At 59.9% G+C, this 26,034-nt stretch carries 21 protein-coding genes and 1 pseudogene; 13 read left to right on the forward strand and 9 right to left on the reverse strand.

The genetic code is table 11. The features are described 5' to 3' along the window. Positions 1 to 139: 139 nt before the first annotated feature. Positions 140 to 913, forward strand: coding sequence for an amino acid permease (locus NKJ26_RS16695; RefSeq protein WP_352604479.1), 774 nt, complete (start codon positions 140 to 142; stop codon positions 911 to 913). A 181-nt stretch (positions 914 to 1,094) separates the two neighbouring features. Here the strand turns inward: NKJ26_RS16695 and NKJ26_RS16700 are convergent, their stop codons facing one another. The 3 genes and pseudogenes from NKJ26_RS16700 to NKJ26_RS16705 all read right to left on the reverse strand — a co-directional run. Next, the gene (locus tag NKJ26_RS16700) at positions 1,095 to 1,736 is read right to left on the reverse strand and encodes a peroxiredoxin-like family protein (protein WP_352604481.1); all 642 of its coding nucleotides are present in this window, start codon (positions 1,734 to 1,736) and stop codon (positions 1,095 to 1,097) included. A 977-nt stretch (positions 1,737 to 2,713) separates the two neighbouring features. Continuing rightward, positions 2,714 to 3,406, reverse strand: a complete 693-nt coding sequence (locus NKJ26_RS33570) for an antitoxin Xre/MbcA/ParS-like domain-containing protein (protein WP_502903118.1) — start codon at positions 3,404 to 3,406, stop codon at positions 2,714 to 2,716. Positions 3,407 to 3,897: 491 nt separating this feature from the next. Next, positions 3,898 to 4,479: pseudogene (locus tag NKJ26_RS16705) on the reverse strand (site-specific integrase); the annotation flags it as partial. A 492-nt stretch (positions 4,480 to 4,971) separates the two neighbouring features. Between NKJ26_RS16705 and NKJ26_RS16710 the strand changes: the two are divergent. After that, on the forward strand, positions 4,972 to 6,147 hold the full coding sequence (locus NKJ26_RS16710; RefSeq protein WP_352696236.1) for a porin: 1,176 nt from the start codon (positions 4,972 to 4,974) through the stop codon (positions 6,145 to 6,147). Positions 6,148 to 6,698: 551 nt separating this feature from the next. On the opposite strand, the gene NKJ26_RS16715 is transcribed toward NKJ26_RS16710, so the two are convergent. Together NKJ26_RS16715 and NKJ26_RS16720 are read right to left on the reverse strand one after the other, a co-directional pair. Then, positions 6,699 to 7,766, reverse strand: a complete 1,068-nt coding sequence (locus NKJ26_RS16715; RefSeq protein WP_352696237.1) for a cyclic nucleotide-gated potassium channel — start codon at positions 7,764 to 7,766, stop codon at positions 6,699 to 6,701. A gap of 214 nt (positions 7,767 to 7,980) precedes the next feature. Next, on the reverse strand, positions 7,981 to 9,375 hold the full coding sequence (locus tag NKJ26_RS16720) for an adenylate/guanylate cyclase domain-containing protein (protein WP_352696238.1): 1,395 nt from the start codon (positions 9,373 to 9,375) through the stop codon (positions 7,981 to 7,983). Between the two features lie 168 nt (positions 9,376 to 9,543). On the opposite strand from NKJ26_RS16720, the gene NKJ26_RS16725 reads away from it, so the two are divergent. Beyond that, on the forward strand, positions 9,544 to 9,882 hold the full coding sequence (locus tag NKJ26_RS16725) for a GYD domain-containing protein (RefSeq protein ID WP_352604489.1): 339 nt from the start codon (positions 9,544 to 9,546) through the stop codon (positions 9,880 to 9,882). Positions 9,883 to 10,131: 249 nt separating this feature from the next. On the opposite strand, the gene NKJ26_RS33575 is transcribed toward NKJ26_RS16725, so the two are convergent. Next, on the reverse strand, positions 10,132 to 10,548 hold the full coding sequence (locus tag NKJ26_RS33575; RefSeq protein WP_502899558.1) for a hypothetical protein: 417 nt from the start codon (positions 10,546 to 10,548) through the stop codon (positions 10,132 to 10,134). Between the two features lie 265 nt (positions 10,549 to 10,813). Here NKJ26_RS33575 and NKJ26_RS16730 point away from each other — a divergent pair, with 265 nt between their 5' ends. The 3 genes from NKJ26_RS16730 to NKJ26_RS16740 are packed head-to-tail and all read left to right on the forward strand — an operon-like array spanning position 10,814 to position 14,467. Then, entirely contained in the window at positions 10,814 to 12,028 is a 1,215-nt protein-coding gene (locus NKJ26_RS16730; RefSeq protein ID WP_352604491.1) for a glycosyltransferase family protein, read from the forward strand. 1 nt (position 12,029) lies between these two features. Further along, entirely contained in the window at positions 12,030 to 13,274 is a 1,245-nt protein-coding gene (locus NKJ26_RS16735) for a glycosyltransferase family 4 protein (RefSeq protein WP_352604493.1), read from the forward strand. Further along, the gene (locus tag NKJ26_RS16740) at positions 13,271 to 14,467 is read left to right on the forward strand and encodes a glycosyltransferase family protein (protein ID WP_352604495.1); all 1,197 of its coding nucleotides are present in this window, start codon (positions 13,271 to 13,273) and stop codon (positions 14,465 to 14,467) included. The genes NKJ26_RS16735 and NKJ26_RS16740 overlap by 4 nt, the downstream gene beginning before the upstream one ends. A 1-nt stretch (position 14,468) precedes the next feature. Here NKJ26_RS16740 and NKJ26_RS16745 read toward each other — a convergent pair whose 3' ends face one another. Further along, on the reverse strand, positions 14,469 to 15,143 hold the full coding sequence (locus NKJ26_RS16745; RefSeq protein WP_502899555.1) for a class I SAM-dependent methyltransferase: 675 nt from the start codon (positions 15,141 to 15,143) through the stop codon (positions 14,469 to 14,471). Between the two features lie 80 nt (positions 15,144 to 15,223). Here NKJ26_RS16745 and NKJ26_RS16750 point away from each other — a divergent pair, with 80 nt between their 5' ends. The 4 genes from NKJ26_RS16750 to NKJ26_RS16765 all read left to right on the forward strand — a co-directional run bounded on the left by NKJ26_RS16750 (position 15,224) and on the right by NKJ26_RS16765 (position 19,794). Beyond that, a complete protein-coding gene (locus NKJ26_RS16750; protein WP_352604497.1) occupies positions 15,224 to 15,487 on the forward strand; it encodes a hypothetical protein in 264 nt (87 codons plus the stop codon). 17 nt (positions 15,488 to 15,504) lie between these two features. Then, a complete protein-coding gene (locus tag NKJ26_RS16755) occupies positions 15,505 to 18,219 on the forward strand; it encodes an ABC transporter transmembrane domain-containing protein (RefSeq protein WP_352604499.1) in 2,715 nt (904 codons plus the stop codon). Between the two features lie 83 nt (positions 18,220 to 18,302). Continuing rightward, a complete protein-coding gene (locus NKJ26_RS16760; RefSeq protein WP_352604501.1) occupies positions 18,303 to 18,752 on the forward strand; it encodes a cyclic nucleotide-binding domain-containing protein in 450 nt (149 codons plus the stop codon). Positions 18,753 to 18,942: 190 nt separating this feature from the next. Next, the gene (locus tag NKJ26_RS16765) at positions 18,943 to 19,794 is read left to right on the forward strand and encodes an MBL fold metallo-hydrolase (RefSeq protein ID WP_352604503.1); all 852 of its coding nucleotides are present in this window, start codon (positions 18,943 to 18,945) and stop codon (positions 19,792 to 19,794) included. Here the strand turns inward: NKJ26_RS16765 and NKJ26_RS16770 are convergent. Both NKJ26_RS16770 and NKJ26_RS16775 read right to left on the reverse strand, forming a co-directional pair. Next, on the reverse strand, positions 19,774 to 20,556 hold the full coding sequence (locus NKJ26_RS16770; RefSeq protein WP_352696239.1) for a polysaccharide deacetylase family protein: 783 nt from the start codon (positions 20,554 to 20,556) through the stop codon (positions 19,774 to 19,776). The two genes, NKJ26_RS16765 and NKJ26_RS16770, sit on opposite strands and share 21 nt — an antisense overlap. Next, complete coding sequence (locus tag NKJ26_RS16775; protein WP_352696240.1) at positions 20,553 to 21,641, reverse strand: glycosyltransferase family 4 protein; 1,089 nt, start codon at positions 21,639 to 21,641, stop codon at positions 20,553 to 20,555. Before NKJ26_RS16775 ends, NKJ26_RS16770 begins: the two co-directional genes overlap by 4 nt. 92 nt (positions 21,642 to 21,733) lie before the next feature. Between NKJ26_RS16775 and NKJ26_RS16780 the strand changes: the two genes are divergently transcribed. The 3 genes from NKJ26_RS16780 to NKJ26_RS16790 all read left to right on the forward strand — a co-directional run bounded on the left by NKJ26_RS16780 (position 21,734) and on the right by NKJ26_RS16790 (position 25,954). Next, entirely contained in the window at positions 21,734 to 22,894 is a 1,161-nt protein-coding gene (locus NKJ26_RS16780) for a DUF3095 domain-containing protein (RefSeq protein ID WP_352604591.1), read from the forward strand. Between the two features lie 114 nt (positions 22,895 to 23,008). Further along, on the forward strand, positions 23,009 to 24,352 hold the full coding sequence (locus NKJ26_RS16785) for a nucleotide sugar dehydrogenase (RefSeq protein ID WP_352604509.1): 1,344 nt from the start codon (positions 23,009 to 23,011) through the stop codon (positions 24,350 to 24,352). Between the two features lie 261 nt (positions 24,353 to 24,613). Further along, positions 24,614 to 25,954, forward strand: a complete 1,341-nt coding sequence (locus NKJ26_RS16790; protein WP_352604511.1) for an adenylate/guanylate cyclase domain-containing protein — start codon at positions 24,614 to 24,616, stop codon at positions 25,952 to 25,954. Positions 25,955 to 26,034 lie beyond the last annotated feature (80 nt).

The raw sequence follows: 26,034 nt of genomic DNA on the forward strand, positions 1-26,034 counted from the left end.
TCAGTGCGCTGGCGTGGGCACGATTCGACTTCGCCAAGAATGCAATGAATATCGGAGTGGGACCCGACGGGGCGGCAATCGCGCTGCCGGACGGGCACGGGCCATTCCTGCCGTTCGGCCTCAGGGGGATTTCGCGGCGATGCCCTTTGCGGTGTGGCTGTTCCTCGCCATTGAGCAATTGCCGCTTGCCTCCGAGGAATCGTTGGATCCCAAGCGTGATACGCCCAAAGGCATCATGCTCGGCATGTTCACGCTGCTCGCCTCCGGTTTTCTGATCCTCATCATCAGCCCGGCACTGCCCGACGGGGCATTTGCGTACGGAACGTCCGGCGAGCCGATACTGGACGGCTTCCGGGCGATCTACGGAACGGGCTGGGCGAAGGTCCTCGCGCTGTTCGCAGTCGCCGGGTCGGTGGCGAGCTTTCACGCGATCATCTTCGGCTACGGGCGGCAAATATATTCACTGAGCCGCGCGGGCTATTTCCCGCATTTCCTGTCGGTAACCCACGGCGAACACAAGACGCCCAACGTGGCGCTTGCCGCAGGATCGCTCGCGGGCTTCGTCGTCATGGTGGTGATCTGGTTTACCCAGGGCGGCGGGGCCGCCGGCACTTACGTCGGTGGCAGGCTCCTGAACATGGCTGTTTTTGGCGCCATGTTCTCGTATCTTCTGCAGGGGCTGACCTTCCTGCAACTGCGCCGTCGTTTCCCGAACATTGAACGCCCATACAGGAGCCCCTTTGGTGTCCCCGGCGCATGGCTGACCGTGATCATCGCCTTGATCACCATCGGCTTCCAGCTTACCGACCCGTTACACCGCCAGGGTACCATCGGCGTCGCCGTCTGGTATGCACTGGCCATCGTCTATTTCGGCGCCTATGGCCGCAGAACGCTGGTCTATTCGCCGGAGTAGGAATTCGCTGTGAAGCAGCGTGAAGGCACTGCCTCGATATACGCTCGACTCTATGACCGAGGTAGGCGCGAAGCGGTCATTCACGATCTTCAGGTTTTGACCCAGGACGGCCTTTCCCCGGTAGTAAGCGGGAAGGGCGCGGTCGTCGAGCGAGTTGTCAGCCGCCTATTTCCGCAGCCCATTAATGTGCAACTTGGGAAGCCGCTGACATCAATTCCTTCGGATTCGGCGCCTTGAAGGTATTCAGGCCATCCTCCAAAACTTCAGTGAAGCTCCAGCGTACAATGCCCCCTCGGTCGATGAGAAACTGACCAACAAGCAGCTCCTTAGGGGAAGCCATCATCTGCTGATCGGCTTCCGTAATTTCATATCCCTCCTTCTTGTTGAGAAACTCGTCCATTGCCATCGGGTCCATAGGTTCGGGCAACTCACCCGGGAGATCGATACGGATCCCCATGACCTTGTCCATCCCGACCTCGCGCAAGCCGAAAGCACGGTGCGATGCCCGCTCCGGGTCGGACGCAGCGAGAAGATCGGGTGTCGGATGGTAACGGAAATAGAGCCGTGCCCGCTCTACCGGCGTATTGACGACCGCCAGGCACTCGACGCCTTTCTCACCCAGGGCCGGCTTGAGTTGCGCCATTGCCGCGACACTGCGCCGGCAGAACGCACAGTGCAGGCCTCGAAACAAGCCGATCAACAATGGGCTACGACCTCGAAAATCAGTCAGCGCGATTTTGCCTTCGCGCGAGATCGCATCGAGAATAATATTCGGCGCCCGGTCGCCCGGCTGCAGCGGGCGTTCGACATTACTCGTGGACATGGACAACCTCCTCGCCCCGGAAAAGCATACCCCGCCATCCGGAGTTGAGTCCGTGCTGGGGGACGCCAGGGCAAAAATTGCTTTCGACCTTTGCCATATTGCCGAGGTCGAGAATACGCGCGTTGCAGGCGCATTATAACACGAAAAAAGCCTCGTGGGTCGCCGTTTCGCGAGCCGTCGCGAGCGCTGCGGTAAGCAGTGTATCGTCTCATCCGTGCCATGGGATGACACAGTGGCGGGACCGATTGGATCTTCACATGCTTGCGGTGTTCAAGCCTTGAAACTTGGGCGGCTTCGATGTGCCCGTACGTCAAATGTAGCGCTCCCGCACGCTCTTGCGCTGAAGGTCAGGTTCCCGGGCCTCGTTTTGGGACGCTCAAATCTGCAACGACCAAGGTCGAGTTCGGATCTTCATATTTCGCCACGATTGGCGATGGTCCGGTTGTGGCGCGGCCATGAGCATTGTCATCCGCGATGTCCGCTGTTGGGATGCGGCTATGGCCTGCTCAACGACCGACATGCTGACTGGCAGTTCGGGGACCGAGAGCGGAATTGCGGCTTCTGGCGCGGACCAACGTCTGAAGCTGGCCAAAGCGGACCTTCTATGGCGGCTAGTTGCCCTTACACGCGAGTGCTACGCTCCCAGCAAACCGACGTGAGCTCTTTACTTAATCCCGTAGGAGATCACCTCTTTCGACGTGGCGCTCGGCCAAGCCGCGCGGCGTGGTTGTCATCGTCCCCGGCTTCAAATCACATGGCGGCCACTACGGTTGGGTGGCAGAGCAGTTCGTCGCCGATGGTTTGGCCGTATAAGCCGTGGACCTGCGGGGGCGCCGCAAGTCGGACGGCGACGCTTCTACGTCGAGACATGTTCGTCTTGGCGGATATCGCACTGCTCTTGTTCCGACCCCGAGCTGGCACACGTCGCACCCCTTCGAATTCGATGGAATGTGCCTGATCTGAGCGTTGGCCGCGTTTTACTCGTCCACAGCGAGGCGAGCCGCCGCAAGTACGTCAGCAGCCTTGCCGGTCAGCAGAGCATCGATTGGCGAGGTTGCGCCAAATTTCGCGTTCGGGGCCATTAGCCATTGCCATGCCAACCGATGGTCCCCGAAGACGGCTATCATAGCTGCTATCCCGCCTCCTGGTCGAGCATCAACAAACTGCTTCAGGGGAAAAACGAACCTGCTGCTACCAGTTTGAAGTGCGATCGCCTCATTGCGTTTTTGCCAACGGAAGAGCGTCGACCTCGGTATTCCAAAGTGCCTCTCTATCACTGTGGGACCGGCCACGGGGCCAGCCCAGTCAGTTGCGAGACTGATAGGGCTGGGAGATTGGATTCGAGGTGGCACTGCCTTGAAGCGGTGCAACTGGGGGTCAAATCGTCCTTGCGCCTCTTCCACGAGCTGAGCCAGAAAAGCATGGGCAAGAGGCTCAAGGCTATCTTCTATGGCAGGCAAGGCTCGCTGAACGGCCTGGGTTTGGGCGGCGAGACTTGAAGCTAGGTATCCCGCTAATCTTGCGGCGGTCCGAAGTGCCGGCTTCCGGATTGTCGGGTCGTATTCACTAAGCAATTTGGTCACCGCAGTAGCCAGGGCATCTTCCAGTGCCTTTCGGTTGGACTGCTTAATAATGTTGCCACCGCGCGAGAACCGTCGTCTTGTCGTCACGTCGTCTGCCTCTCCTGAATGATGCTGATGCGCGGAATATCCATTGCTTTCTATAGCCTCAAGAGGGCGCCGAATCGAGATCGCTGGAGCTTGCCAGGCTCCAGCTTCCGAGGGATTCGAGTGCCCACAAGAATATGCTTGGTGCCATCGCGTCGAGAGAGGCGGTCCGCCTGCAACTGCTTTGCCGGGCCGAGCTGTCAGCTGCCTCCACCTTGATACATAATTGCCCAATGGTATCGCAGCTTACGAGTGCCGCGCCTCGGCGGTGTTCCAGGGGCAAGCAGCGCGCCCAGCCCCAGTCGCGGCATTTCTGGAACGGGCGCAGCGGAAGTTGAGCGAAACGCAAAACGCAAGATAAATCTCAATCGTGTGGTTTATCGGAAGTAACTTTGGGATCGATGGAACTGTTGCCAGCTTTTCTGGCTGTCTTGGATTGAGGTTTGTTGTCGGGCGCGCCGAGAACGGACGAAGGCGCCGCACTCTAACGGAGCCTATCGTGGCGTTCGCAGAACCATGACGCAGCCCTCGAGGTCGTTGGTGGCAAGATGCGCATAGCGCATTGTCCTCGAAAGCGTCCGATGGCCGAGCCACATCTGAACGTGTCTCATGTCGATGCCACCTTGAACAAGGCGTGAGGCGCAGGTGTCGCGCAAGATATCCGGCACCACCTGATCATCGGCGCCGAGGCCGACCTCGGCCTTCGCACCGTTCCAGACGGCGCGAAACTGTGCTTGGCGGACCTTGGTGAACGGGCCCTTGGGCCGGCGGCCCTCCGTGATATGCAGCTTGATCATTTCCTTGGTGCGTTCAGTCATCGGAATGATGCGGCTGCGGCCGGGCTTGGTGGTCGAGAAGCTGACGCGGTGCTCCTGGATATCATTCCAGATCAGCCCGAGAGCCTCGCTGAGACGGCAACCGGTATCGACAAGAAAGACCGAGAGCCGATAGGCGTCCTCGCTACGGTTCTTGATGGCAGCAAACAGCCGGGCCTCTTCGTCCCGTTCGAGGAAACGAATCCGTTGCGCCCGCTCTTTCTGACGGCGGAACTCAGTCAAGCTGTGGATATTGCCCATTTGTAAGCCCTCACGGCAAGTGGAGCAGGGGAGCGCCTTCGACACTAGGCGGATAAAGAAAAGCGCCGGCACAATCAACAAGCGGGAGCCATTACCGCCGAAAATTCCGGCTTCTCTTGCAATGTCGTTTTGACCATGTGGCCATTCTGCGGCGATTCCCTGGCGAACGACTCGGCATACACGCCGCAATTCAGGCAATAGCCCGCGGGATTCGGCCGGATTGCAAGGGGTGCAAGGGGTTCAATCGTTAACGAGAGCTTTCCGACTAAGGCCAAATCGTGACGTTTATGCAACACAGACCGGGGATAGCAGCCAAACAGTCCTTTCGCCGGCACGATCGTGGTTGAACGCCGCCGGCTCATGGGTATTGTCGGTTTCGAGGAAGCGGCGCGGTGCGCATCTTTTTCGGTTAGTGGGGATGGGGCAGGGAACGCTGTCCTTCAGCAAAGAATACCCAGACCCGTTTTTTAACTTTTGACTGGAGGTCAGAAAATGAACATCAAGAGCCTTCTTCTCGGCTCCGCTGCGGCCCTGATCGCAGTTTCCGGTGCGCGCGCCGCCGACGCCGTCGTCGTCGCCGAGCCGGAACCCGCTGAATACGTCAAGATCTGCGACGTCTACGGCGCTGGCTACTTCTACATCCCCGGCACCGAAACCTGCCTGCGCATCGGCGGCTATGTGCGTTACGACATCAGCGGCGGCGACGTCGGTTCGTTCGACGGCGCCCGGACCCGTGACGTGCAGGATGGCACCGAGGAGGATACCTGGCGCAAGAAGGCCCGCTTCACGCTGAAGACCTGGACTGGCCAGGAAACCGAACTCGGCACCTTGAAGACCTACACCGAGACTCGCTGGAATTTCGGCAACCGCAACGACTATGCCACCAATGCCACCGACACTGACAATACTGCTGGCAACTCGGGCGTCTCGCTGAACTTCGCATGGATTCAGCTCGGTGGCCTGCGCGTCGGTAAGGACGAATCGGCCTTCAACACGTTCATCGGCTACGCCGGCAACGTCATCCAGGATACGCTGGTTCCCTACGGCGATTTCGACACCAACGTCGTCCAGTACTACTTCGACGCCGGCAACGGCTTCTCGGCAGTCCTGTCTCTCGAAGAAGGTGCGGGCGGCGGCACTGATGGTTTCTACGGCAAGGGTACGATCGACAGCTACGTTCCGCATGTCGTCGGCGGCGTGAAGTGGACGCAGGGCTGGGGCGCCATCACCGGTGTCGTCGCTTATGACAGCAACTACGAGGAAGTCGCCGGGAAGGTTCGCTTGGATGTGAACGTCTCTGACGCCATCCAGCTGTTCATCATTGGCGGTTACGGCACTGACGACAACCTCAGCGATCCGACCTATGCACTCGCGGGCGGCGGCCGTGGCTTCTACAAGCAGTGGGGCGGCAACTGGGCAGTGTGGGGCGGTGGCACCTACAAGTTCAACGAGAAGACCTCGTTCAACGCCCAGATCTCGTATGACGAATGGAAGAACCTCGGCATCGCCGCGAACATTGCTTACGATGTGGTTCCCGGCTTCACGATCACGGCCGAAGTCGACTACCTCAATGCAGGCAAGTTCGACGACGCCGACTTCTCCAACTGGACCAATGCCGACAGCAAGAGCAACATCGGCGGCATGCTCCGCTTCCAGCGCTCGTTCTAATAAATTTCGCTTCGGCGAAATTGAAAACCCGGCGGGCAACCGCCGGGTTTTTTGTTTGTCCGGGCTGAATTGGAATGGACATTCGATCCTGCATCTTCCCCGCCTGCAGAGTTCGAAATGCCATCGGACCGGCGGAGCAGTCGCAACGCGAGGACCGCTTCGCCGGACCGTTGCCCGTGGATCGCGGCCTCGCGATCGAAAGAAGGTCAGCAGCCGACTGGCCATATCAGACCCTGACAGGCTTGCGCAAACCTCGGGCAGATTGGCAAGGCATCGTGGATGGATCAGACGCTCGTAGCTTTTTCCAGCGCTTGACGGATGAGGCAGAAATGGCTCACCCGCCAGCTCGGGTGTTGACGCGCCGTCCCTGTCGAAAAGGCTTAGGCAGGCATCGTTCCCCTATCGATGAGGCGGCCGCAATTGCAATCGATGAGGCGACCGCAATTGCTCCTCTTGTGCGGCGCCTTGTCGACGATCGGGCGAACAATTGATGTCGCGGTGATATTCATCACCGAGTGCCCTCGATTGATCAACAGTGGTCGGCATCACGGTCAAGCCATCGGTGCCGCGCCGCGCCGCTCAAGCGCGGTCTTGCGGATAGTTTCCGCAATCTCCGGGCTGCTGCTGCATAGCATCTGGAAATCCGCCGAGTGCAGCGACAGGAGTGAGACCACCGTTGCGGCGCTGACGGTGGCCGAGCGGGGTTCGCCGCTGATCAGCGCCATCTCGCCGAAGAAGGTGCCAGGGCCAAGCTCCACCGGGTTCGGCGTCGCGACGCTGACCCGCCCCTCCACAACGAAGAACATCTGATCACCGATTTCGCCATTGCGGCAGATCACGGTGCCCGCCGGCATGATGCGGGGTCTTAACGCGCGCACGATCTCGACCAGCGCGGCCGGGCCGAGCTTCTGAAACAACGGCACGGCGGCGACGAATTGCCAATTACGAACGAAATCCTCGCGACGGACTTCTTGATAGAAGCCGGTGGCAAGAATGCCAGCCCAGAGCGCGAAGATGCCGATGCCACTCATCATGACTATCCCGGCCAGGACGCGGCCGGCGAAGCTTTCCGGAACAGCATCGCCATAACCGGTGGTGGACAGCGTGACCACCGCCCACCACATTGCCTGGGGGATGCTGCCGAACGTTTCCGGTTGGACGTCGCGCTCGATGACATAGGCCGCGAGCGCGACACCGAACAGAACGATGCCGAAGAGCGTGGTGACGCCGATCAGGTTGCGCGCTTCGTTGGTCAGGATCCTGCCCAGCAGCGGGAAGAAAGTCGAGTCGCGCAGCGGTTTCAGCAGCCAGACAGCACAGTAGAGGCTCCGGTCGGGCATGCCGACGAGCAGAAATGCGGCGAGTGGAACCAAAACCGCGAGCACATCGATGGCGATTGCCGGCGTCCTGTCCCGAACGGCTCCCGCCCGCCGCTTGAGCAGCGTCTCGGCCAGTTGCAGGAGATACACGCCCCAGATGACCGCGAGGACTGCATCCAGAGCCAGTCTGCTTCGTCCGGACATGTCCGGTGTCGTGAGCGTAGCCACCGTTACAAGCCCAATCGCAGCCAGTAGCGCGTTGAGCGGCGCGTACATTCTTAAGAAAGGCAGTGCCGACATTCTATGCCCACGAGCAGCTACTATCCTCCAAACTAGGATGCCTTCAAGGCAAGCGCAAAGGTGGCGCTGCGATGCGCATCACCAACGGTGAACTCAGATATTCCGGATTGCTTCGTGACCGGACGTGAACAGACAAGCCACAACCCCACGAGAATGACCCAGTCCGGACATTGTAATAGGTTCCGGCGGAAAACTGAAATAGCGGAACTTCGCTTCACTCGAGCCCGATCCACACAAAGCCGTCCTGCTTTCGGCAGGGGTATACGATCAACTTTGCGCGGTTTTTCGAAATGTCACCCAGATATTCCAAGCCCGCCCTGCTGCCGTCGTGCTCCAACTTGGCCCACTCCCTGATTTCGCCGGTAAGCAGGTCGAAACAACTCTGATGCCAGCGGCAGACCAGGCCAAGATCTGCGGTGATCGTGCTCCCCGTGTGTGGGAGCTTCAGCTGTTCGGCCTGAGCGGAACTTCGGCGTTCGTAGAGCGGCAGATGAAGATGCGGGCAAGCATTGTTGAAGGCGCAATAGTTGTCGGATCCGCGAACGACAACGATATCGTAATCTTCAAACTCGAGAATCCGACGTTCGTAGGGCTGAAGCTCGTCTTCGGAAAAAGCGCGAACCCACCTCCTGCCGCCGCGCCGGATTGTTTCGCGAAGCCCCTTGGCATTCAGCTCGGCGTCAATTTCGGGCTTCAGCCTGACGATTTCGAACAGGCTTGTGCGCTCGCCGGTACCGCGAAGGCGTACCCTGACGAAGTCGCCGATTTCCACCTTTTCGGCGATCTGGTCGCGGAGAGCCTCAGATATCAGCAAGCGCGTGCCGGCATCTTTATTGGCGGACTCGACCCGGCTGGCCAGATTTACAACGTCGCCGATAGCCGTAAGACGTTCGTGTCCAGCAAAACCCAATGTGCCGATGACGGCTTCGCCATAGTTGAGGCCGATACGAATATCGAAATCGATGCCATACATCGAGGCAAAGAACGGCTTCAGACGATCGACTGTAGCGAGGGTCTGAAGTGCGGCGTTCACGGCGCGAAGCGGAGCGTCTGGCTGGTCGTCGATACCGAATATAGCCATGAGCCCATCGCCAATCAGTTTGTCGATGAAACCGCCATTCTGCTCGATGATGTCGCCGACCTGGGCGAAGTAGCGGTTGAGCAGATACATCACGTCGTAGGGGGAAAGCCGCTCCGACAGCGCTGTGAAATCTGCAATGTCGCTGAAGAACACCGCAACATGCCTTGCTTCGCCGCAACGCGTCGCGGCGGAAGCGCCTAGCTGGCTGGTGATCATTATGTCGGTTTCGTCTAGCACCAGGCGCCGGACGCGAAGCTCGCCTTGCGGCCTGAGCTGACAGGCCAGCCGAACCTCATCGGCCAATCTCAACCGGTTCGCCATCAGGGTTTCGTCCGGATTCCGGTTCGGGCAAGCCTCAATGCCGTCGAGAACCCAAACGCGGCATGTCGAGCATTTCGCCCTGCCGCCGCATGCGTGGGCAAATGGCACGCCCGATCTGAGAGCCGCCTCAAGCAAGGTCTCATTTGCGGCCACGTCGAAATCCACTCTGTCGGGTAAGGCGGTTACTTTGGTCATATCACCGAACACGGGTCCGTCGCGTTAACTGGCTGTCAGTGTAGCACCAATCGGCTCGGGCAGTAGAATCGTGCAAAATTCGGGTAGTGTCTCAGTTTGAAATTTGCCGCCGTCGACAGCGCTGTCGCAGCCGGCTGCAAACTCCTATATGCTTAGCGCAAAGCAAGGGAGAGAAAGACCATGCCATTGTACCTGACTCGGTTCAGCTACACGCCGGCAACATGGGCGAAGCTCATTAATAACCCCGAGGACCGCCGAGAGGCGGCGAAGCAGTACATTGAATCGGTGGGCGGAAAGTTGCACGGCTTCTGGTACGCCTTTGGCGAACACGACGGCTATAACTTGTGGGAGGCTCCGGATAACGTGTCTATGGCGGCCACCGCGCTGGCGATCGGCTCGGGCGGAGCGCTGAGTTCCATCCAGACGACCGTCCTCCTGACCGTCGAGGACACGATTGCAGCACTGCAAAAGGCATCGTCGATCAAATATCGGCCACCGGGAGAACAAGACCGGACCTAAAAGCCAGAAGCGCCCCGCCGACGCCGTCGGGGTCACGCGCATTGCCACGGGCGATGAAGCCGACGACGTGATTGATGACGGCAAAGACCCAGCTGCGAAGGCGCTTGGTGCGAAGGGCGGAAAGAAGCGCCGAGAACATGACGCCAGAGCGGCGCGCCGAGATCGCAAAGAAAGCTGCCGAAAAGCGGTGGGCGAAAGGCTAGTTCGGTGTGTCTGCTGAGCCTGCTTGGAGGCCACAAGCCGCTTGCGCTACCGCTTCACGAAATCTTCCAAGGCGTCGATCAACGCCGTCTCAATCCCGGCTCCCAAGTTACCACCGAAAGGTCCGCCGAGGTCGGCTGCAAGACGGGTGCGGCCCGATTCTGGCCGGAAGAGCTTGCCGTGGAGCTTGGCGATCCACTGCTTGCCTTCGGTCGTCAGCTCCAGATAGCGGATCGCTTCGCCGATATAGGGCTCGACCTGCAGCGTGAAGAAATCGGTGAAGATGCCACCGAGATCGGCGGCGTCTTGCAGCCGAGCTTTTCCACCATCCCGACCTCGGAGAACTCGGCAACAGCGCCGGCAGTTAGCGGAGGCAGCAGCGGTGATAGAAGGGAGCCGCGAGCTCTGGCCGATCAGGTCCGCGGCCCTGCGCCGGTTCGGTATTGGTGGCCTGGTAGGCCGGATCGTAGCGCGGGCAGATCAGGGTATGTCGTGGTTAAGTGGCGGGCGCATTGTCACGCTAGCTAAGTGTTCGCCACCGCTTGGAGGCCTTCCGAGGGAGGGCAAAGTCGATGAGTTCGCGGATAAATAGGCGATCTGCGGTTTTTTGCTAATACAAATTGAAAATTGCGCCGTCATGTTTCACAACAGGTCGGTACAGCCAGGACGGTTCCGAAGCCTGCGGGTTTGTCACCGTTCTCAAGGCGAGAATTCGAAAAGACGTTCAACAATGACCCAGCACGCAGAAAATGCTCGAATTCTTATGTACAGCCACGACACGTTCGGGCTCGGCCACTTGCAGCGCTGCCGGACGATCGCGCATTCGCTGGTCGAGGATTTCCGCGGACTTCAGGTGCTTATCATTTCGGGGGCGCCTATCGCTGGCGCCTTCGACTACCGCGCCCGTGTCGACTTCGTGAAGATCCCCAGCGTCATCAAATTGCGCAACGGCGAGTACACCTCGTTGGAAAAGGATATCGATCTGCATGAGACGCTAAGGATGCGCCAGTCGATCATCCGCCACACCGCCGAGACCTTCCGGCCGGATATCTTCATCGTCGACAAGGAACCGCTCGGCCTGCGCGGTGAGATTGAGGACACGCTGTCCTACCTCAAGACGCGGGGAACCACGCTGGTGCTTGGCCTGCGCGAGGTGATGGATGCGCCGCATCTGCTCGAAGCAGAGTGGGCACGCAGGGATGTGATGCGCAAGATTGGCCTGTTCTACGACAAGATCTGGGCCTATGGCCCGCCGGATTTCTACGATCCGTTGACCGGCTTGGATGTTCCGCCGGTTGTCAGGGCAAAGATGAGATTCGTCGGTTTCCTGCAACGGAGCCTGCAGCGAAACGAGTTGCCCGGCCACCGGCCCGAGGGCGATTATATCCTCGTTACCACCGGTGGCGGAGGCGACGGCGCCGAACTGATCCACGACGTCATCGATGCCTATCAGCAGGAGCCGCAATTGCAACACAGGGCGCTGGTCGTGCTTGGGCCCTACATGCCGGCCCGCAAGCGCAACAAGCTGCTCAAGAAGGGGTCCAAGATCCCGTATATCAAGATCATCGAGTTCGACAACCGCATGGAAGACCTGATTGCCGGCGCCAAGGCGGTTGTGGCGATGGGCGGTTACAACACCTATTGCGAGATACTATCTTTCGACAAGCCGGCGCTGATCGTGCCGCGCGTCGAGCCCCGCGAGGAACAACTGATCCGCGCTCGGCGCGCAGCCGAACTCGGTCTCATCGAGATGCTTTTGCCGGAAGAAGCCAAGGACTCCCAGCGGTTTGCCGATGCACTGGTGGCGCTGCCGGACTGGCCCCGCCCATCACAGAGCAATCCGCATCTGACGCTGGAAGGGCTGCCTCATATTTCCGAAATTGTCGCGGAACTGCTCGACCGGCGGGCCGGCCATCACCTGTCGGTCATTGAAGGAATGAACTGACTTGCGACATCGCAAGATCGTCGTGGTTCTGAAGGGCTATCCGCGGGTGTCGGAAACCTTTATCGCGCAGGAACTGCTCGGTCTGGAGCGTGCTGGGTTCGAGCTGATACTCGTCGCGCTCAGGCGGCCGACCGACGCAAAACGCCACCCCGTGCATGACGAGATCAAAGCGCCCGTCCATTATCTGCCTGAATATCTGCATGAAGAGCCGCTTCGCGTGCTTCGCTCGCTGTTTGCTTATTTGCTGCGGCCGGGCTTCTGGCGCGCGCTCGGATCGCTGGCTGCCGATATCCCCCGCGACTTTACCCGCAATCGCGCGCGCCGTTTCGGGCAAGCGCTGGTGCTGGCGGCCGAATGGCCGAAAGATGCGGAATGGTTGCATGCACATTTCGCGCACACGCCGGCATCGGTGACGCGCTATGCCAGCCAGCTTCTTAGCCTGCCCTGGAGCTGCTCAGCCCATGCCAAGGACATCTGGACTTCGGCGGACTGGGATTTGGCTGGCAAGCTTTCCTCGGCGCGCTGGACGGTCACTTGCACGAAAACCGGCTTCGACCGTCTGAAAGAGCTCGCTAAAGGCAACGCGTCTGTGCATCTGAGCTACCATGGGCTCGACCTCGATCGCTTCGGAAGTTTCGGCGAGGCGCGAAAGCACCATGACGGCTCGGCGCTGGACGAACCGGTTATCCTTCTGAGTGTCGGGCGCGCCGTTGAAAAGAAAGGCTACGATACCTTGCTGGAGGCCCTTGCCCTCTTGCCTGGCGATTTGGCGTGGCGTTTCGAGCATATCGGCTACGGCGAGGAACTGGAACGGCTCAAGGTACTGGCGCAAAAGCTAGGACTGAGTGGTCGCATCTCTTGGAAAGGCGCGCTTGTGCAGGAGGAGGTGCTTGAGCATTACCGCTGCGCCGACATCTTCGCCCTGGCCTGCAGGATCACCGCTAATGGCGACCGGGACGGTCTGCCGAATGTTCTGGTGGAGGCGGCTAGCCAGCGGCTTGCCTGCGTGTCGACCGATATTTCCGGCGTGCCGGAGCTTTTATCGCCGGATGAAACCGGGCTGCTGGTTCCCACGGATAATCCAATTGCCTTGGCACAGGCGCTGGAGCGCCTGATCCGTGATCCTGTGCTGCGCACCCGCCTCGGCGACGCAGCAGAGCGGCGCGTGCGCGGCAATTTCGATCATCTGGCAAGCATTGGACAGCTCAAGGACCTGTTCGAGCGCGAGTGGCGGGCCGTCGATTGAACCGGCTGGGCGCCTTCCTTTATGTCCAGCACCTGCTCGGTATCGGCCATCTCGCGCGCTCTAGCCGCGTCGCGGCGGCTCTGGTCGATGACGGGTTTGACGTAACCGTTGTGACCGGCGGAGCGCCGGTTGCAGGGTTTCCGGGGCTCGGGGTAAAATCAGTAACCCTGCCACCTGTCACCTCCGGTGATGATGGATTTTCCGGACTTGTCGATTTGCAGGGCAAACCCATCGACGATGATTTCAGGAAACGGCGTTCAGAGATGCTGCTGCAGGCATTCCGGGATTGCAGGCCGGATATCGTCATTGTCGAGGCGTTTCCATTTGGACGCCGGCAGATGCGTTTCGAACTCTTGCCGCTGCTCGAAGCCATCGCCGCGACGTCGCCCAGACCGCTGCTGGTGACATCCGTGCGTGATATCCTTCAGGAGCGCGTCAAGCCGCGCCGGAACGAGGAAACGGTCGATCTCATCAACCGGCATTTCGACCTTGTTATGGTCCATGGCGACCCGGCTTTCGCAACCATCGACAAGACGTTTCCACTGGCTGGGGCGATCAGGGCCGAAGTCACCTACACAGGGCTCGTTGCCGCGCCGCCTTCGCCCGTGGGCTCCGAGCGCTTCGACGTTTTGGTGTCGGTTGGCGGCGGGGCTGCCGGAAAGAGGCTTGTCAGATCCACCATCGCAGCGGCGCGGAACGCCAACAACGGTTGGAAATGGTGTTTGATCACCGGCCCAAACCTGCCGAAAGACGAGTTTGACGCGATCGCGGGCGATGCCACGCCTGGCCTGTCCATCTTCCGGTTCCGCGAGGATTTCGCCAGCCTGCTGACCGGCGCCCGCCTGTCAGTGTCGCAGGCTGGTTACAACACCGTCTGCGATGTCCTGCGTGCGGGTTGTCGCTCCCTGCTGGTTCCATTTGCAGCCGGCGGGGAAACCGAACAAACGGTTCGCGCTCTGATGCTCGAAGAACTCGGTCTTGCAACGGTGCTGATGGAAAAGGACCTAACGCCTGAAGGATTGGCGCAAGCGATCGAACAGGCGCTTGTGGCACCGACGCCATCCGCGCATCGTCTCGATCTAGAAGGCGCGCGTCACTCGGCGCAAATCCTGCGCGAAAGGTATCGAACACGGTCCCTAAAAATCGAGCCCGGTTTCGGAAAAGCTCATGATCAAACAGACGATGAAGCCTAGTCTAAACAGATCCAATCAGCATGAAGCGCGTATAATTTTTTGTCGGCAATTCGCCGGAGAACCGCACCTCCCGTAGCGCCGCCATTGCTTCGAACGCTGCCAGCGAAGCCACGCAGTTGATGTGTGTCGGCTCGCTGAAATAGTCGTTTGATTGCAGCAGTACATTCGTGCCCCGCGGAAGCAGAGCAAGCCAGGCGCGCAGATCGGCTATGTGTTCGCAGCTCGTATTGACCGTCAGGTCGGGCCGCCCGGCCGCATAGTCGAGCGCGTACATATCTGCCGTCAGCGCCCGGAACCGGTCGCCGGCTTCCCGGTTGAGGGTCCCGGCGACGGGCGCGACTTCGGGATCGATGTCGATGCTGTCTATCGCCCCGATGTCGAAGCGAGCGTCGTTGAAAAGCATTGCGGGCAATATGCCGTACCATCCACCCAGAACCCATATGCGCCCGAATCGGCCGCCGCAGCTTTCCAACAGCTTCTCGAGCGCCCACATCTTGCAGGCGACCTGCTTGTGGTTGAAGGCGTTCGCGATATCGGCCTTCGGATGCTTGGTGATGACGCGCGCCAGCCCTGCGACGAGAGGGTCGTTGACATAGGCAGCAATTCCCCGCGTGAGGTCCAGGGCTTGTTCGTGCCAGTCCATGCCGGCATTGCGTGGTTGCGTGACATCCATCATATTCGTCTTGTATGTTGGGATTTCGGGCGACACAACGCAATCTTGCCTCCCGCAAGGCTGTTCGATCCGCGGACGTGATCATGCTGCAAGCCGCTTCGCCATTGCCCGATGCCGGAGAGAGCCGGCTGCGTCTGTCCGGACCATCGGCGTCCATCCGCCAGTACCAGCCGCGCAGCTGCAGCCTCGTGCTCGCCTATTCGCCAGAACCCTACGGAAGCCGCGAACCGTCAGAGCGCAGGACAATCTCCCTGCACTGCAGCTTCGAGATTGTCGTTGGCGACGAAGAGATTGCCGACATCCCATTCGCCAGCAGGTGCGTCTCTATCCCGCATCCTTCCAACTGAAGGATCCACAGTCGCATATGGAACCCAGCCTAGCCCGCTATATCTGGACGCACACCAAGAAGCAGCAGCTCTGGATATTGATGATCGTCGTGCTTTCGATGGTCCCGTATTTCATGTCCTTCGACTTGCCGAAGCTGATCGTCAACGGGCCGATCCAAGGTCGAGGCTTCGAGCAACCGGGCGCGACCCAACCATTCATGAGGCTACACTATAACTTGCCGTTCATTGGAGAGGTTCAGTTCTTCTCCGGCTTTCAGCTCGACCGCAAGGAGACGCTGTTTGCCCTGAGCCTTGTGTTCCTCTTGCTGGTCGTCATCAACGGCCTGTTCAAACTCTACATCAACACCTACAAGGGCCGCCTCGGTGAACGTATGCTGCGGCGTATCCGCTTCGAACTGGTTGATCGTGTGCTGCGGTTTCCGCCGGTCTACTTCAAGCGGGTGAAATCCGCCGAAGTGGCGACCATGGTGAAGGACGAGGTGGAGCCGCTGGGCGGCTTTATCGGCGATGCCTTCCTGCAGCCGGTACTGCTCGGCGGCCAGGCGCTGACGGCCATGCTCTTCATCATGGTCCAGAACGTCTGGCTCGGAATGATAGCGGTCGTGATCGTGGTGATCCAGATCGTGCTCATCCCGCGAATGCGGCGGCGGCTGATCGTGCTCGGGCGCCAACGGCAATTGACGGCGCGCGCACTTTCGGGCCGGGTCGGCGAAATCGTCGACGGCATCGGTGCGGTTCACGTACACGATACATCAAACTATGAGCGCGCCGACATAGCTGCCCGGCTCGGGCTCATCTTCAAGATCCGCTTCGATCTTTACCAATGGAAATTCATGGTAAAGTTCCTCAACAATTTTCTCGCGCAGCTCACGCCCTTTCTGTTCTACATGATCGGCGGGTATCTGGTCATCCAGGGTCGGCTGGACGTCGGCCAGCTCGTCGCCGTGATCGGCGCCTACAAGGACCTGCCCGGACCGATGAAGGAACTGATCGACTGGGATCAGGATCGGCAGGATGTCCAGGTCAAATATCAGCAGGTCGTCGAACAGTTCACCGTGGAGGGTCTCATGGCGCCGAGAATCGGGGCGTTGGCGATCGACGATCCCGATCCGATGACCAAACCCCTGTCGGCGATCGGTCTGTCCATAGCAGACGATGGCGGTGCGATGCTTCTCAACCGGGTCTCCCTCCAGGTCAAGCCGGGTGAGACGCTGGCGCTGGTCAGTACCGCAACAGGTGGAGCGGAAGCGCTTGCAGAAGCCTTCGCGCGGCTGAACTGGCCCGACAGCGGAAGGATCGCTTCGGGCACCGACGACCTGCTTGAACTCCCCGAAGCAGTGACCGGACGGCGCATGTCCTATGCCTCGTCGGATGTTTTCCTGTTCCAGGCGAGCCTCCGCGATAACCTGCTCTACGGGTTGAAGCATGCGCCGCTGACACCGGTGACTTATGACGGTGCCGCCGCAGACCAGCATCGCTGGAACATCGACGAGGCGCGCCGGTCGGGCAATCCGGATTTTGATGTCCACAGCGACTGGATCAACTATGCTTCCGCCGGCGCCACCGGCCCGCACGACCTCTTTGAAGCCGTGCGCCGGGTGCTCGACGCGGTTGTTCTGTCGCGCGACATTCTGGATCTTGGCTTGCGCTCTTCGGCCGACCTAAAGCGTCACACAGAGCTTGCCAGGCGGATCGTCGAACTGCGTGCGGCGCTGCGAACCCGGCTGGAACAGGAAGGGCTGAGCGGACTGGTGGTCCCTTTCGAACCGGGCGCCTACAACAAGGAAGCAACGATCGGCCAAAACCTGCTCTTCGGCGCTGCCGCCGGCCCCGAATTGGCCGACCGGGCCCTGGCGGCCAATCCCTATTTTGCGTCAGTGCTGAGGCAAGCCGGCCTCGACCGCACGCTCTACGAAATGGGATTGGAGATCGCCAAACAGGCGATCGAGCTGTTTGCCGACTTGCCACCCGATCACCAGTTCTTCCAGCAGCTCGCCTTCATGAGCGCCGAGGAGATACCGGCCTACGAAACCTTGCTGCAACGGCTCAACAACCGTCCCTACGAGGCGGTTTCGGAGAACGATCGCGCCATGATCGTTAGCTTGAGCTTTGCCTATATCGAGCCCCGGCACCGCTTCGGCCTGCTGAGCGATGAGCTGATGAGCAAGATCGTCACTGCCCGCAACCGGTTCTATGAAAACCTGCCGCCCGAGCTGCATAACGCGATCGAACGGTATGATCCTGCCAAATACATTGCCGCGGCTACGGTCATGGATAATGTCCTGTTCGGGCGTGTGGGCAACAACCATCCCGACGCGCCGGACCGCATACGCTCCATCCTCTATGACGTTCTTGACGAGCTGGGGCTTTATGGCGAACTTCTCGATGTCGGCCTGGATTTCAACGTCGGCGCCGGCGGCAGGCGGCTGACCGGTGGACAGCGACAGAAGCTCGATGTTGCCCGAGCCCTGCTCAAGCGGCCCGATTTTCTCATTCTCAACCGGCCGCTATCGGCGCTCGACCAACGCATGCAGGATAAGGTGCTGCGAAATGTGCTTGAGGAAGCCAGAAGCGACGGCCATTCGCCGGCAATTGTGTGGGTCGTGACGAATCCGTCAATGGCGATGATGTTCGATCGCGTTATCGTCTTCGACTCGGGTCAATTGGTGGAAGACGGAACACACGAGACACTTTTGGCAGAGAACGGTATCTTCAAGGAACTGGTGTCGTAGAGCGATGTCTCGGAAACGGAATTAATTCCATCTGGGTGCCCGTTGCTCTAATCTGGCAAACGCGAATTTTGAGGTTTGCGACAATGCTGCTCAAGGATGAAGTTGGAATGCTGCAACGCGTTCCCTTGTTTTCTGGCATCGAGTTGACAAAGCTCAAACTGCTTGCGTTCACATCCGATCGCGTGAGCTACAGCGCCGGCCAGATCCTTTTCCGGCAGGGCGACGAGGGAGATGCCGCCTATGTCATCCTTTCAGGCATGGCGGATATTCTGGTCGATTCCGACAGCGGACCGATAAAAGTTGCCGAAATGGTGCCAAATTCGATTGTTGGCGAGATCGCCATACTGTGCAACAGCTCCCGCACGGCCACCGTCAGAGCGTCAAGTCAGCTGGAAGCCTTAAGAATCCGCAAGGATCATTTCCTGAGGCTTATGAAGGAGTCCCCGGAAATGACCATTGAGATATTGCGGGTTCTTGCCGATCGCCTAAGCCATACCACCGCGGATCTGATCGACGCACGAAGCGCCAAATAGCGAATGACGTGCGGCCGATCCTCCCCGTCGTGATAGCACGCCTCTTGCTGAGAAGATCACTGGAGGAAACCAGTCTCGGCTCTCGTTTGGACGCAAATTCCGGACGGAAAACCGGTTCACACTTTTCCTGGAATTGCTCTAGCAGCAGTTGTTTGGCTACGATGGGCGACGGGAACAGCGAAGGGGTAGCATGGACGACGTTTTCCTGGTCAGGTTTTGGGGTGTGCGCGGCAGCATTTCGGTATCGGGGCCAGAATTCTCTCGCTATGGCGGCAACACAAGCTGCATTGAGATGCGATGCGGTAAGCACACGCTTCTGTTCGACGCGGGCTCTGGCCTGCGGCCTGCCGGCGGGGCGCTTCGGACGTCGGGCGTGACCGATTTCGACCTGCTTTTCACCCATTGCCACTACGATCACATCATCGGGCTGCCGTTTTTTGCGCCGATCTATGACCGGAGCGTCAAGGTTACGCTTTGGTCCGGCCATCTTGCAGGACGCATGACGACCCGGCAGATGGTCGATGAGTTCATTCGGCCGCCGTGGTTTCCGGTAAAACTGGAGGTCTGCAAGGCAAGCCTCGACTGCCGTGATTTCGGGCCCGGAGACGTGCTTCGGCCGCGCGAAGGGGTGGTGGTCCGAACCGGCAGTCTTGTTCACCCAGGCGGCTGCATCGGCTACCGGGTCGAATGGGGCGGCCGCGTCGTTGCGGTGATCACAGACACTGAGCACGAGCCGGACAAACTCGATCAGGCGGTGCTCGGTCTGATCGAAGATGCTGACCTCGTCATTTACGATTGCACCTACACCGAGGCGGAAATGGAACGCCGCCGCGGCAACGGGCACTCGACATGGCAACAGGGCGTCAAGCTCTGTGAGGCAGCCGGTGCGCGGAGGCTTGCGCTGTTTCACCACGATCCGACACGCACCGATGAGGAACTGGACGAGATCGAGAAACTGGCCAAAGACAGGTTTGCCGGCGCTTTTGCCGCGCGGGATGGCCAGACGCTCGAATTTCCAGTCTCATTGCACAAAAAGCGCTGAATTATTTTCCTCTACCGCGCTGCGCCCGATCAATGTCCTGATTGGAAGCCATGGGCAGGGGTCGGTCTGTGCAGTGACTGTGAACAGCCGTTGGAGGAAAAGCCAGGCCGATTCATCATGTACGAGATGGTGTGTGAGCAGGCCGACCGGTTCGTCGTCGAATGCATGCTGCAAGTGCGCGATGATAGCCTGGATCAATAGGCCGTGATCGCGGCAGCCGCGCGTGCCATGCCAATCCATGATGTCGACATTGCTGTTGATGACCGCCATTGAAGCCGGCTTCGGCGGCCCATACACCGACAATGCCGAAAATCCTATCGGTCCAAGGTCGGGTACTAGGGCGGCGTCGATCCTGTTCCAGGGGGGCACCAGCATCGGAACGGCGCGCGCGCCGTGCAGGCCGGTTACGTGCGACAGGCCGCCAGCCAGTTCATCGAGCACCGCCCCGCGAGGCCGATGCGGGCCGAGTTCCTGCTTTTTCTGACCCTCGGGGGCATGATTTCGGTGCACCCAGCCATGGATGGCGACCGTCGCATGCGGCGCCTCGTCAAGCCGGGCGACAAGCTTCTCATCAGTGAGGGCCGGAATGACGGCCAGAGTGACCGGAACCGCGAATTCACCGGTGAGGTCGAGCAGCCGATCAAGCGCAGGTGTCGGATCCACGGCATCATCGTCGCGCAGCCAGAACTCTGCCTTACGACCCGCCCGTTGCCGGCCCGCCAGTTCTTCCACCAAGGGCTGCCAGATCCGATCGGATGTCATGAAGCCGAGACCTTCGCAAGAAGTTCGGCCAGACGCGCCGCTGCAACGCCGAGGGAACGTTCTTCGAGGATGAAACGTCTGGCTTCTGCGGCCATGATGGTTCTTTCGTCGTTACGAGCCAGCAGCCTTTCGATTGCAGAAGCGAATGCGGCCACATCGCCCGGCGGGGTGAGAAACCCGGTTTGGCCATCTCGCACGACTTCCGGTACGCCGGCAATGTCCTGAGCCACCACCGGTAGCCCGGCGGCTTGTGCTTCGAGATAAGCGACGCCATAGGCCTCGCCGAAACCCGGCCAGACGTAAATTCCCCCACCACAGAGGACATCCGGCACGGCGGCTGGCTCAATCGCGCCAAGCCATTCGATACGGTCGGCGGGCAAGCCGGCGAATTGCGCCTTGACCTCGTCACGGGCGGGCCCGTCGCCGACGACCGACATGGTCCAGGGCAGGTGGCCGATCACACCGAGCGCTTGGGCCAGCATGCGATAGCTTTCGACTTTGTCGCCCGGGCGCATCATGGCAACGGTAACCAGGCGCGTCGGACAAACTCGTGCCGGCATTTCCCGGAATACCGATGTGTCAATGAAAGGCGAAAGCATGCCGAGAGCGGCCTCGGATGTCGCATCTTCCAGTCCCTGACGATCCCTTTGCGTGAAGCAGATGTTCAGCGCCGCCTGTTCGACGGCTCGCACCACCAACGCTTGCGTATCGGCCCACAAACCGGCATTGCGCCGCCTCGAATAGGAAGCTTCCGCTGTCACATATGGGACAGCAAAGGTCGACGCCAGCTCGGGCCCGATCAGGTCGGGCGCTTTGTAATAGGGATGATAGCAGAACCATAGATCGGGCTTGCCGTCACGATCCCAAAGCCTGGTCAGCCGCGCGGCTTCCTCTCGAGCCTCCATCTTGAGCGCATCGAAACTCTTCCGGTCCGGTTCACGTAGATACAAGCGCAATTCGGATGCCAGTTCGACCCTGTGTCCTCCATGCTCCAACGCCTTGACTAGCGTGCGTGCCATCTGGCGGTCGCCGGAGGCAACGGAATGATTGGGTGACTTCAGCGGCGCGTAGAAGGCAATTCGCATCGCGCGACCCTATCATCGGAAAGTATGCGCAAGTCAATTTTGAAGCATGATCGACTTCACCTTCAAGCAGTGGAATGTGCTATCTGATGCTCATGGAAACAGCTGCCGCGTCCGATCCGTTTGTCGCTTCTCTGCCGGTCTTCGCAGAGTTCGAAAGCGTTGCCGATATTGACAACTATCGGCCTCTCCCCGATGGCTGGGCGCTGGCCACCGCCGACATTGTCGGCTCGACCAAGGCGATCGAGACTGGACGCTATAAAACAGTCAATATGGCCGGCGCCAGTGTCATTTCGGCCCTGCTCAATGCGCTGGGTCGGCGAGATCTTCCCTTTGTCTTCGGCGGCGACGGGGCGCTCGTCGCATTTCCCGGCTCGGCGGTGGAGACCACCCGCAACGCGCTGGCGGCTGTCCAGAGATGGGTGGCTGACGAACTGGACCTGACCCTGCGTGCCGCAATCGTGCCGATAAAGGATATTCGAGCGCAGGGCCTCGACGTTCGCGTGGCAAGGTTCCAAGCCTCCGATGCGGTCCTGTATGCCATGTTCGCCGGCGGTGGCGGCAGTTGGGCGGAAGCCGAGATGAAAGCGGGGCGCTACCGCATCGATCCTGCGCCGGCCGGCGCGCGGCCGGATCTGACCGGCCTCTCCTGCCGCTGGAACCCGATCGAAACCCGGCATGGCGAAATCGTCTCGATCATAGCCACACCGGGGGCGTCGCGCGACCTGCGCGGTTTTCAGTTTCTGGCATCCGACATCATCGCCCTTGCCGGCAGGCAGGAGCGCGATGGCCATCCGGTGCCGGTGAACGGCCCGGCCTACAGCTTGCTGCCCGCCGGCCTGGATATCGAGGCGCGGGCCACGGCGCCGGCAGGACGGCGGTGGCTGTCGAAGGTGTGGATAGTGTTCCTGATGACGCTTACGGCCGTCACCGATAGATATGGCTGGACGATCGGCAGTTTCGATCCGAAGATCTACAAACGCGAGGTGTCCAGCAATTCGGATTTCCGGAAATTCGACGACGGCTTGAAGATGACCATCGACGTTGACGCTGATGTGTTGCAACGGATCGAGAACCGGCTGAAACAGGCGGAAGAGGCGGGCATCTGCAACTATGGCCTGCACCGCCAGAAATCGGCCTTGATGACCTGCCTCGTCGCCTCGCCGCTGCAGCGCGATCACGTTCATTTCATAGATGGTGCCGCCGGCGGCTATGCGATGGCTGCCGCAAGCTTGAAGGCAAAGTTGCCGGTCTGATGACGGCTTGCGAGAATCCATTTTCCGCAATATGCCTCGGCCATGGTTCCTGGGACCATGGTAAGCCGCGCACGGGAGCGGCCAGCCTATCCGAACTAACGGGAAAGCAGATTTTTGGACGCTTCACGATCGGCACATGACCGTCTGCTGAACCGTATCTCGACGCATGCCGCGCAAGTCGGCGTGATCGGATTGGGCTATGTCGGGTTGCCGCTGGCAATGGCGGTCGCACGCGCCGGCTTCCCGGTTTTCGGCTTCGACATCGAAGCCCAGAAGGTCGAGAGCCTGAACAGCGGCCAATCCTACATTGAGGCGGTGACGTCGACAGCCCTTGCCGGCCACGTGGCGAGTGGACAATTCCGCGCCACCGCGGATTTTGCCGAACTGTCCGTCTGCGATGTCATCATCATCTGCGTTCCGACACCGCTGACGAAAAATCGTGAGCCGGACCTCTCCTTTGTCAGGAACACGACTGGCACCATCGCAAAGCATCTGCGTCTCGGCCACCTCGTCGTGCTGGAATCTACTACCTATCCCGGCACCACCGACGACGTGATCAAGCCCATACTGGAAGAAACCGGCTTACAGTCGAAGATAGACTTCTTCCTCGGCTTCTCGCCCGAACGCGAGGATCCCGGTAACCGCAACTTTGAAGTCGCGACGATCCCCAAGGTCGTGGCCGGTGACGGCATTGAAGCGGCGGCGCTCGTGCAGGCTTTCTACCAGGGCGTGGTCAAAACCGTCGTTCCGGTTTCCACCACGGCGACCGCCGAGGCAGTCAAGCTGACGGAAAACATCTTCCGTACGGTCAACATAGCCCTCGTCAACGAATTGAAGGTCGTGCTCGGCGCGATGGGGATCGACATCTGGGAGGTGATCGAGGCGGCCAAGAGCAAGCCCTTCGGCTACATGCCTTTCTATCCTGGCCCCGGATTGGGCGGGCACTGCGTTCCGATCGATCCCTTCTACCTGACGTGGAAGGCGCGCGAATACGAACTGCCGACCCGCTTCATCGAGCTGGCGGCAGAGATCAACACTGCCATGCCGCGTCATGTGGTCGATGAACTGGCGAAAGCGCTGGACCGGCGCTGCGGCAAGGCGCTCAGCCGCTCGCGCATTCTCATCATCGGGCTCGCCTACAAGAGGAATGTGCCCGACATACGCGAAAGCCCCTCATTGCGGCTCATTGAACTCATCGAGGAATGGGGCGGCAAGGCGGAATTCCACGATCCGCATGTTCCCGAGATCCCGACCACACGGGAGCATATGGCGATCAAGGGGCGCCGCTCGGTCGAATTGACCGAGGCGGCCTTGAAGGATTTCGATGCTGTCGTCGTTGCAACCGACCATGACGCGATCGACTATCAGACAATCGCTGATCACGCCCTTCTGATCGTCGACACACGCAATGTTTTTGGCCGTCTCGGGCTCCTCCGAGAGACGGTGGTGAAGGCCTGACGGCGTCCCAGCCGGCGAATTTTCTGCCCGATGTCAGGATCGTGATTGCACTCCGCCCGCAGCTTCGCCACATAACGCCACAAGACATGAATGCAGTTAAGCCTGTTCCTTGGTTGCAAGGACAGTCATTCGGGAAATTCTTTCGCCGCTCTGCCGCCGAAGCCGGCCTCGTTGACTTTGGGCTATCTTTGGGTCGCTGGCGGACTGTGTTATGGCGGATCGAAGGATAATGGCTCCGTCTTCGACGGGTTTCGAGGTGGTATGAGCACGGCGCGAGCAGAAATTTCCACAATTCTCATGGATAAGGTTGCCGATTGGCTGACTCAGTCGGCGCTGGCGGGCAACGACCTGGAAACCTTGGTAAAGGGGTTTTGCGAACGGCTGGCTGCTGCCGGCCTGCCGCTGAAGCGGGTGCATTTGAGCTTTTCGATGCTGCATCCGCTTTATGACGCGCTTGGCTTCACCTGGCTTCGCGGCCAAGGCATGGAAGTGGAAGGCTTCCGCAAAAAGGACGGCGTTCATTCTGACAGATTCCTGACCAGCCCATACTACCATCTGCTCAACAACAAGCTCGACCATCTGCGGCGTCGGCTCGACCCGTCGGTCCCGTCGGAATTTCCCGTTTTCGATGAGCTCAGGCTTATGGGCGTGACCGATTACCTGGCTTTCGTCCATCCTTTCAACGGCAATACCAGTCAGGGTATGATCGGGTCCTGGTCCACCGACAGTGCTTCAGGTTTCACCGACAGCATGATTTCGGCGCTGCTGCGTATCCAAAACCATCTCGCCATCGCAACCAAAATGGCGGTGCTCACCAAGCTGGCCGACAACATGATGACCACTTATCTCGGCGGCGACGCCGGCAGACGCGTGCTGGACGGCCAGATCAAGCGCGGCGAGGGCGACACAATCCGGGCCGCACTGGTCATGGCCGATATGCGCGGGTCGACAAAGCTTGCCGAAACTTCCGGCCGTGAAATCTACATCGATACGCTGAATCAGTTTTTCGATGCCATTGCTGCACCTTTCAATCGCAAAGGCGGGCAGATCATGAGTTTCATCGGGGATGGCTTCATTGCCGTCTACCCTTGCGAAAGGCATCGCTCGCAGTCCGAGATCGCCTGCCAGTCTGCTCTGGCGGCAGCGCACAAGGCCACTGCGCGCATGATGGATCTCAATCTGCGAAGGAAAGAAAAGGGATTGTCCGACATAAAATTTGGCATCGGCCTGCATGTCGGCAATGTGATGTTCGGCAATGTCGGGCTTACCGACCGGCTCACATTCTCTGTCTTCGGCTCGGCTGTAAACGAGGTCCAGCGCCTCCAGACGCTGACCAAGAAATATCCGCACCGCGTTCTCGCCAGCAAAGACTTCGCCAGCTATTGCGGCGCCAACAGCTGGCTGACGCTCGGCAACGAGGAACTGGCGGGGATCAAGCAGAAGCTGACGGTGCTTTCACCCGATCTGTCGGGCGCTCTCGCACTCGATGAAGACGGTGCGCTGGAGCCGATTTACGACCGCAGATCGGAGGCCGAGCAGGTCATGCTGCTTCATCGCGATGCCGCACGGCTGTCGGCGGGCGACGCGAGGAAGCTCCAGTAGCCCGGCCAATCTGATCCGAACGCCTTTGGTAGGCAGTCCGGTCGCCGGATTCGCCAGTGGCGACCGTTTCGAATCCAAGT

The sequence above is a fragment of the Mesorhizobium sp. M0152 genome, assembly GCF_040322415.1.
Lineage (GTDB): Bacteria > Pseudomonadota > Alphaproteobacteria > Rhizobiales > Rhizobiaceae > Mesorhizobium.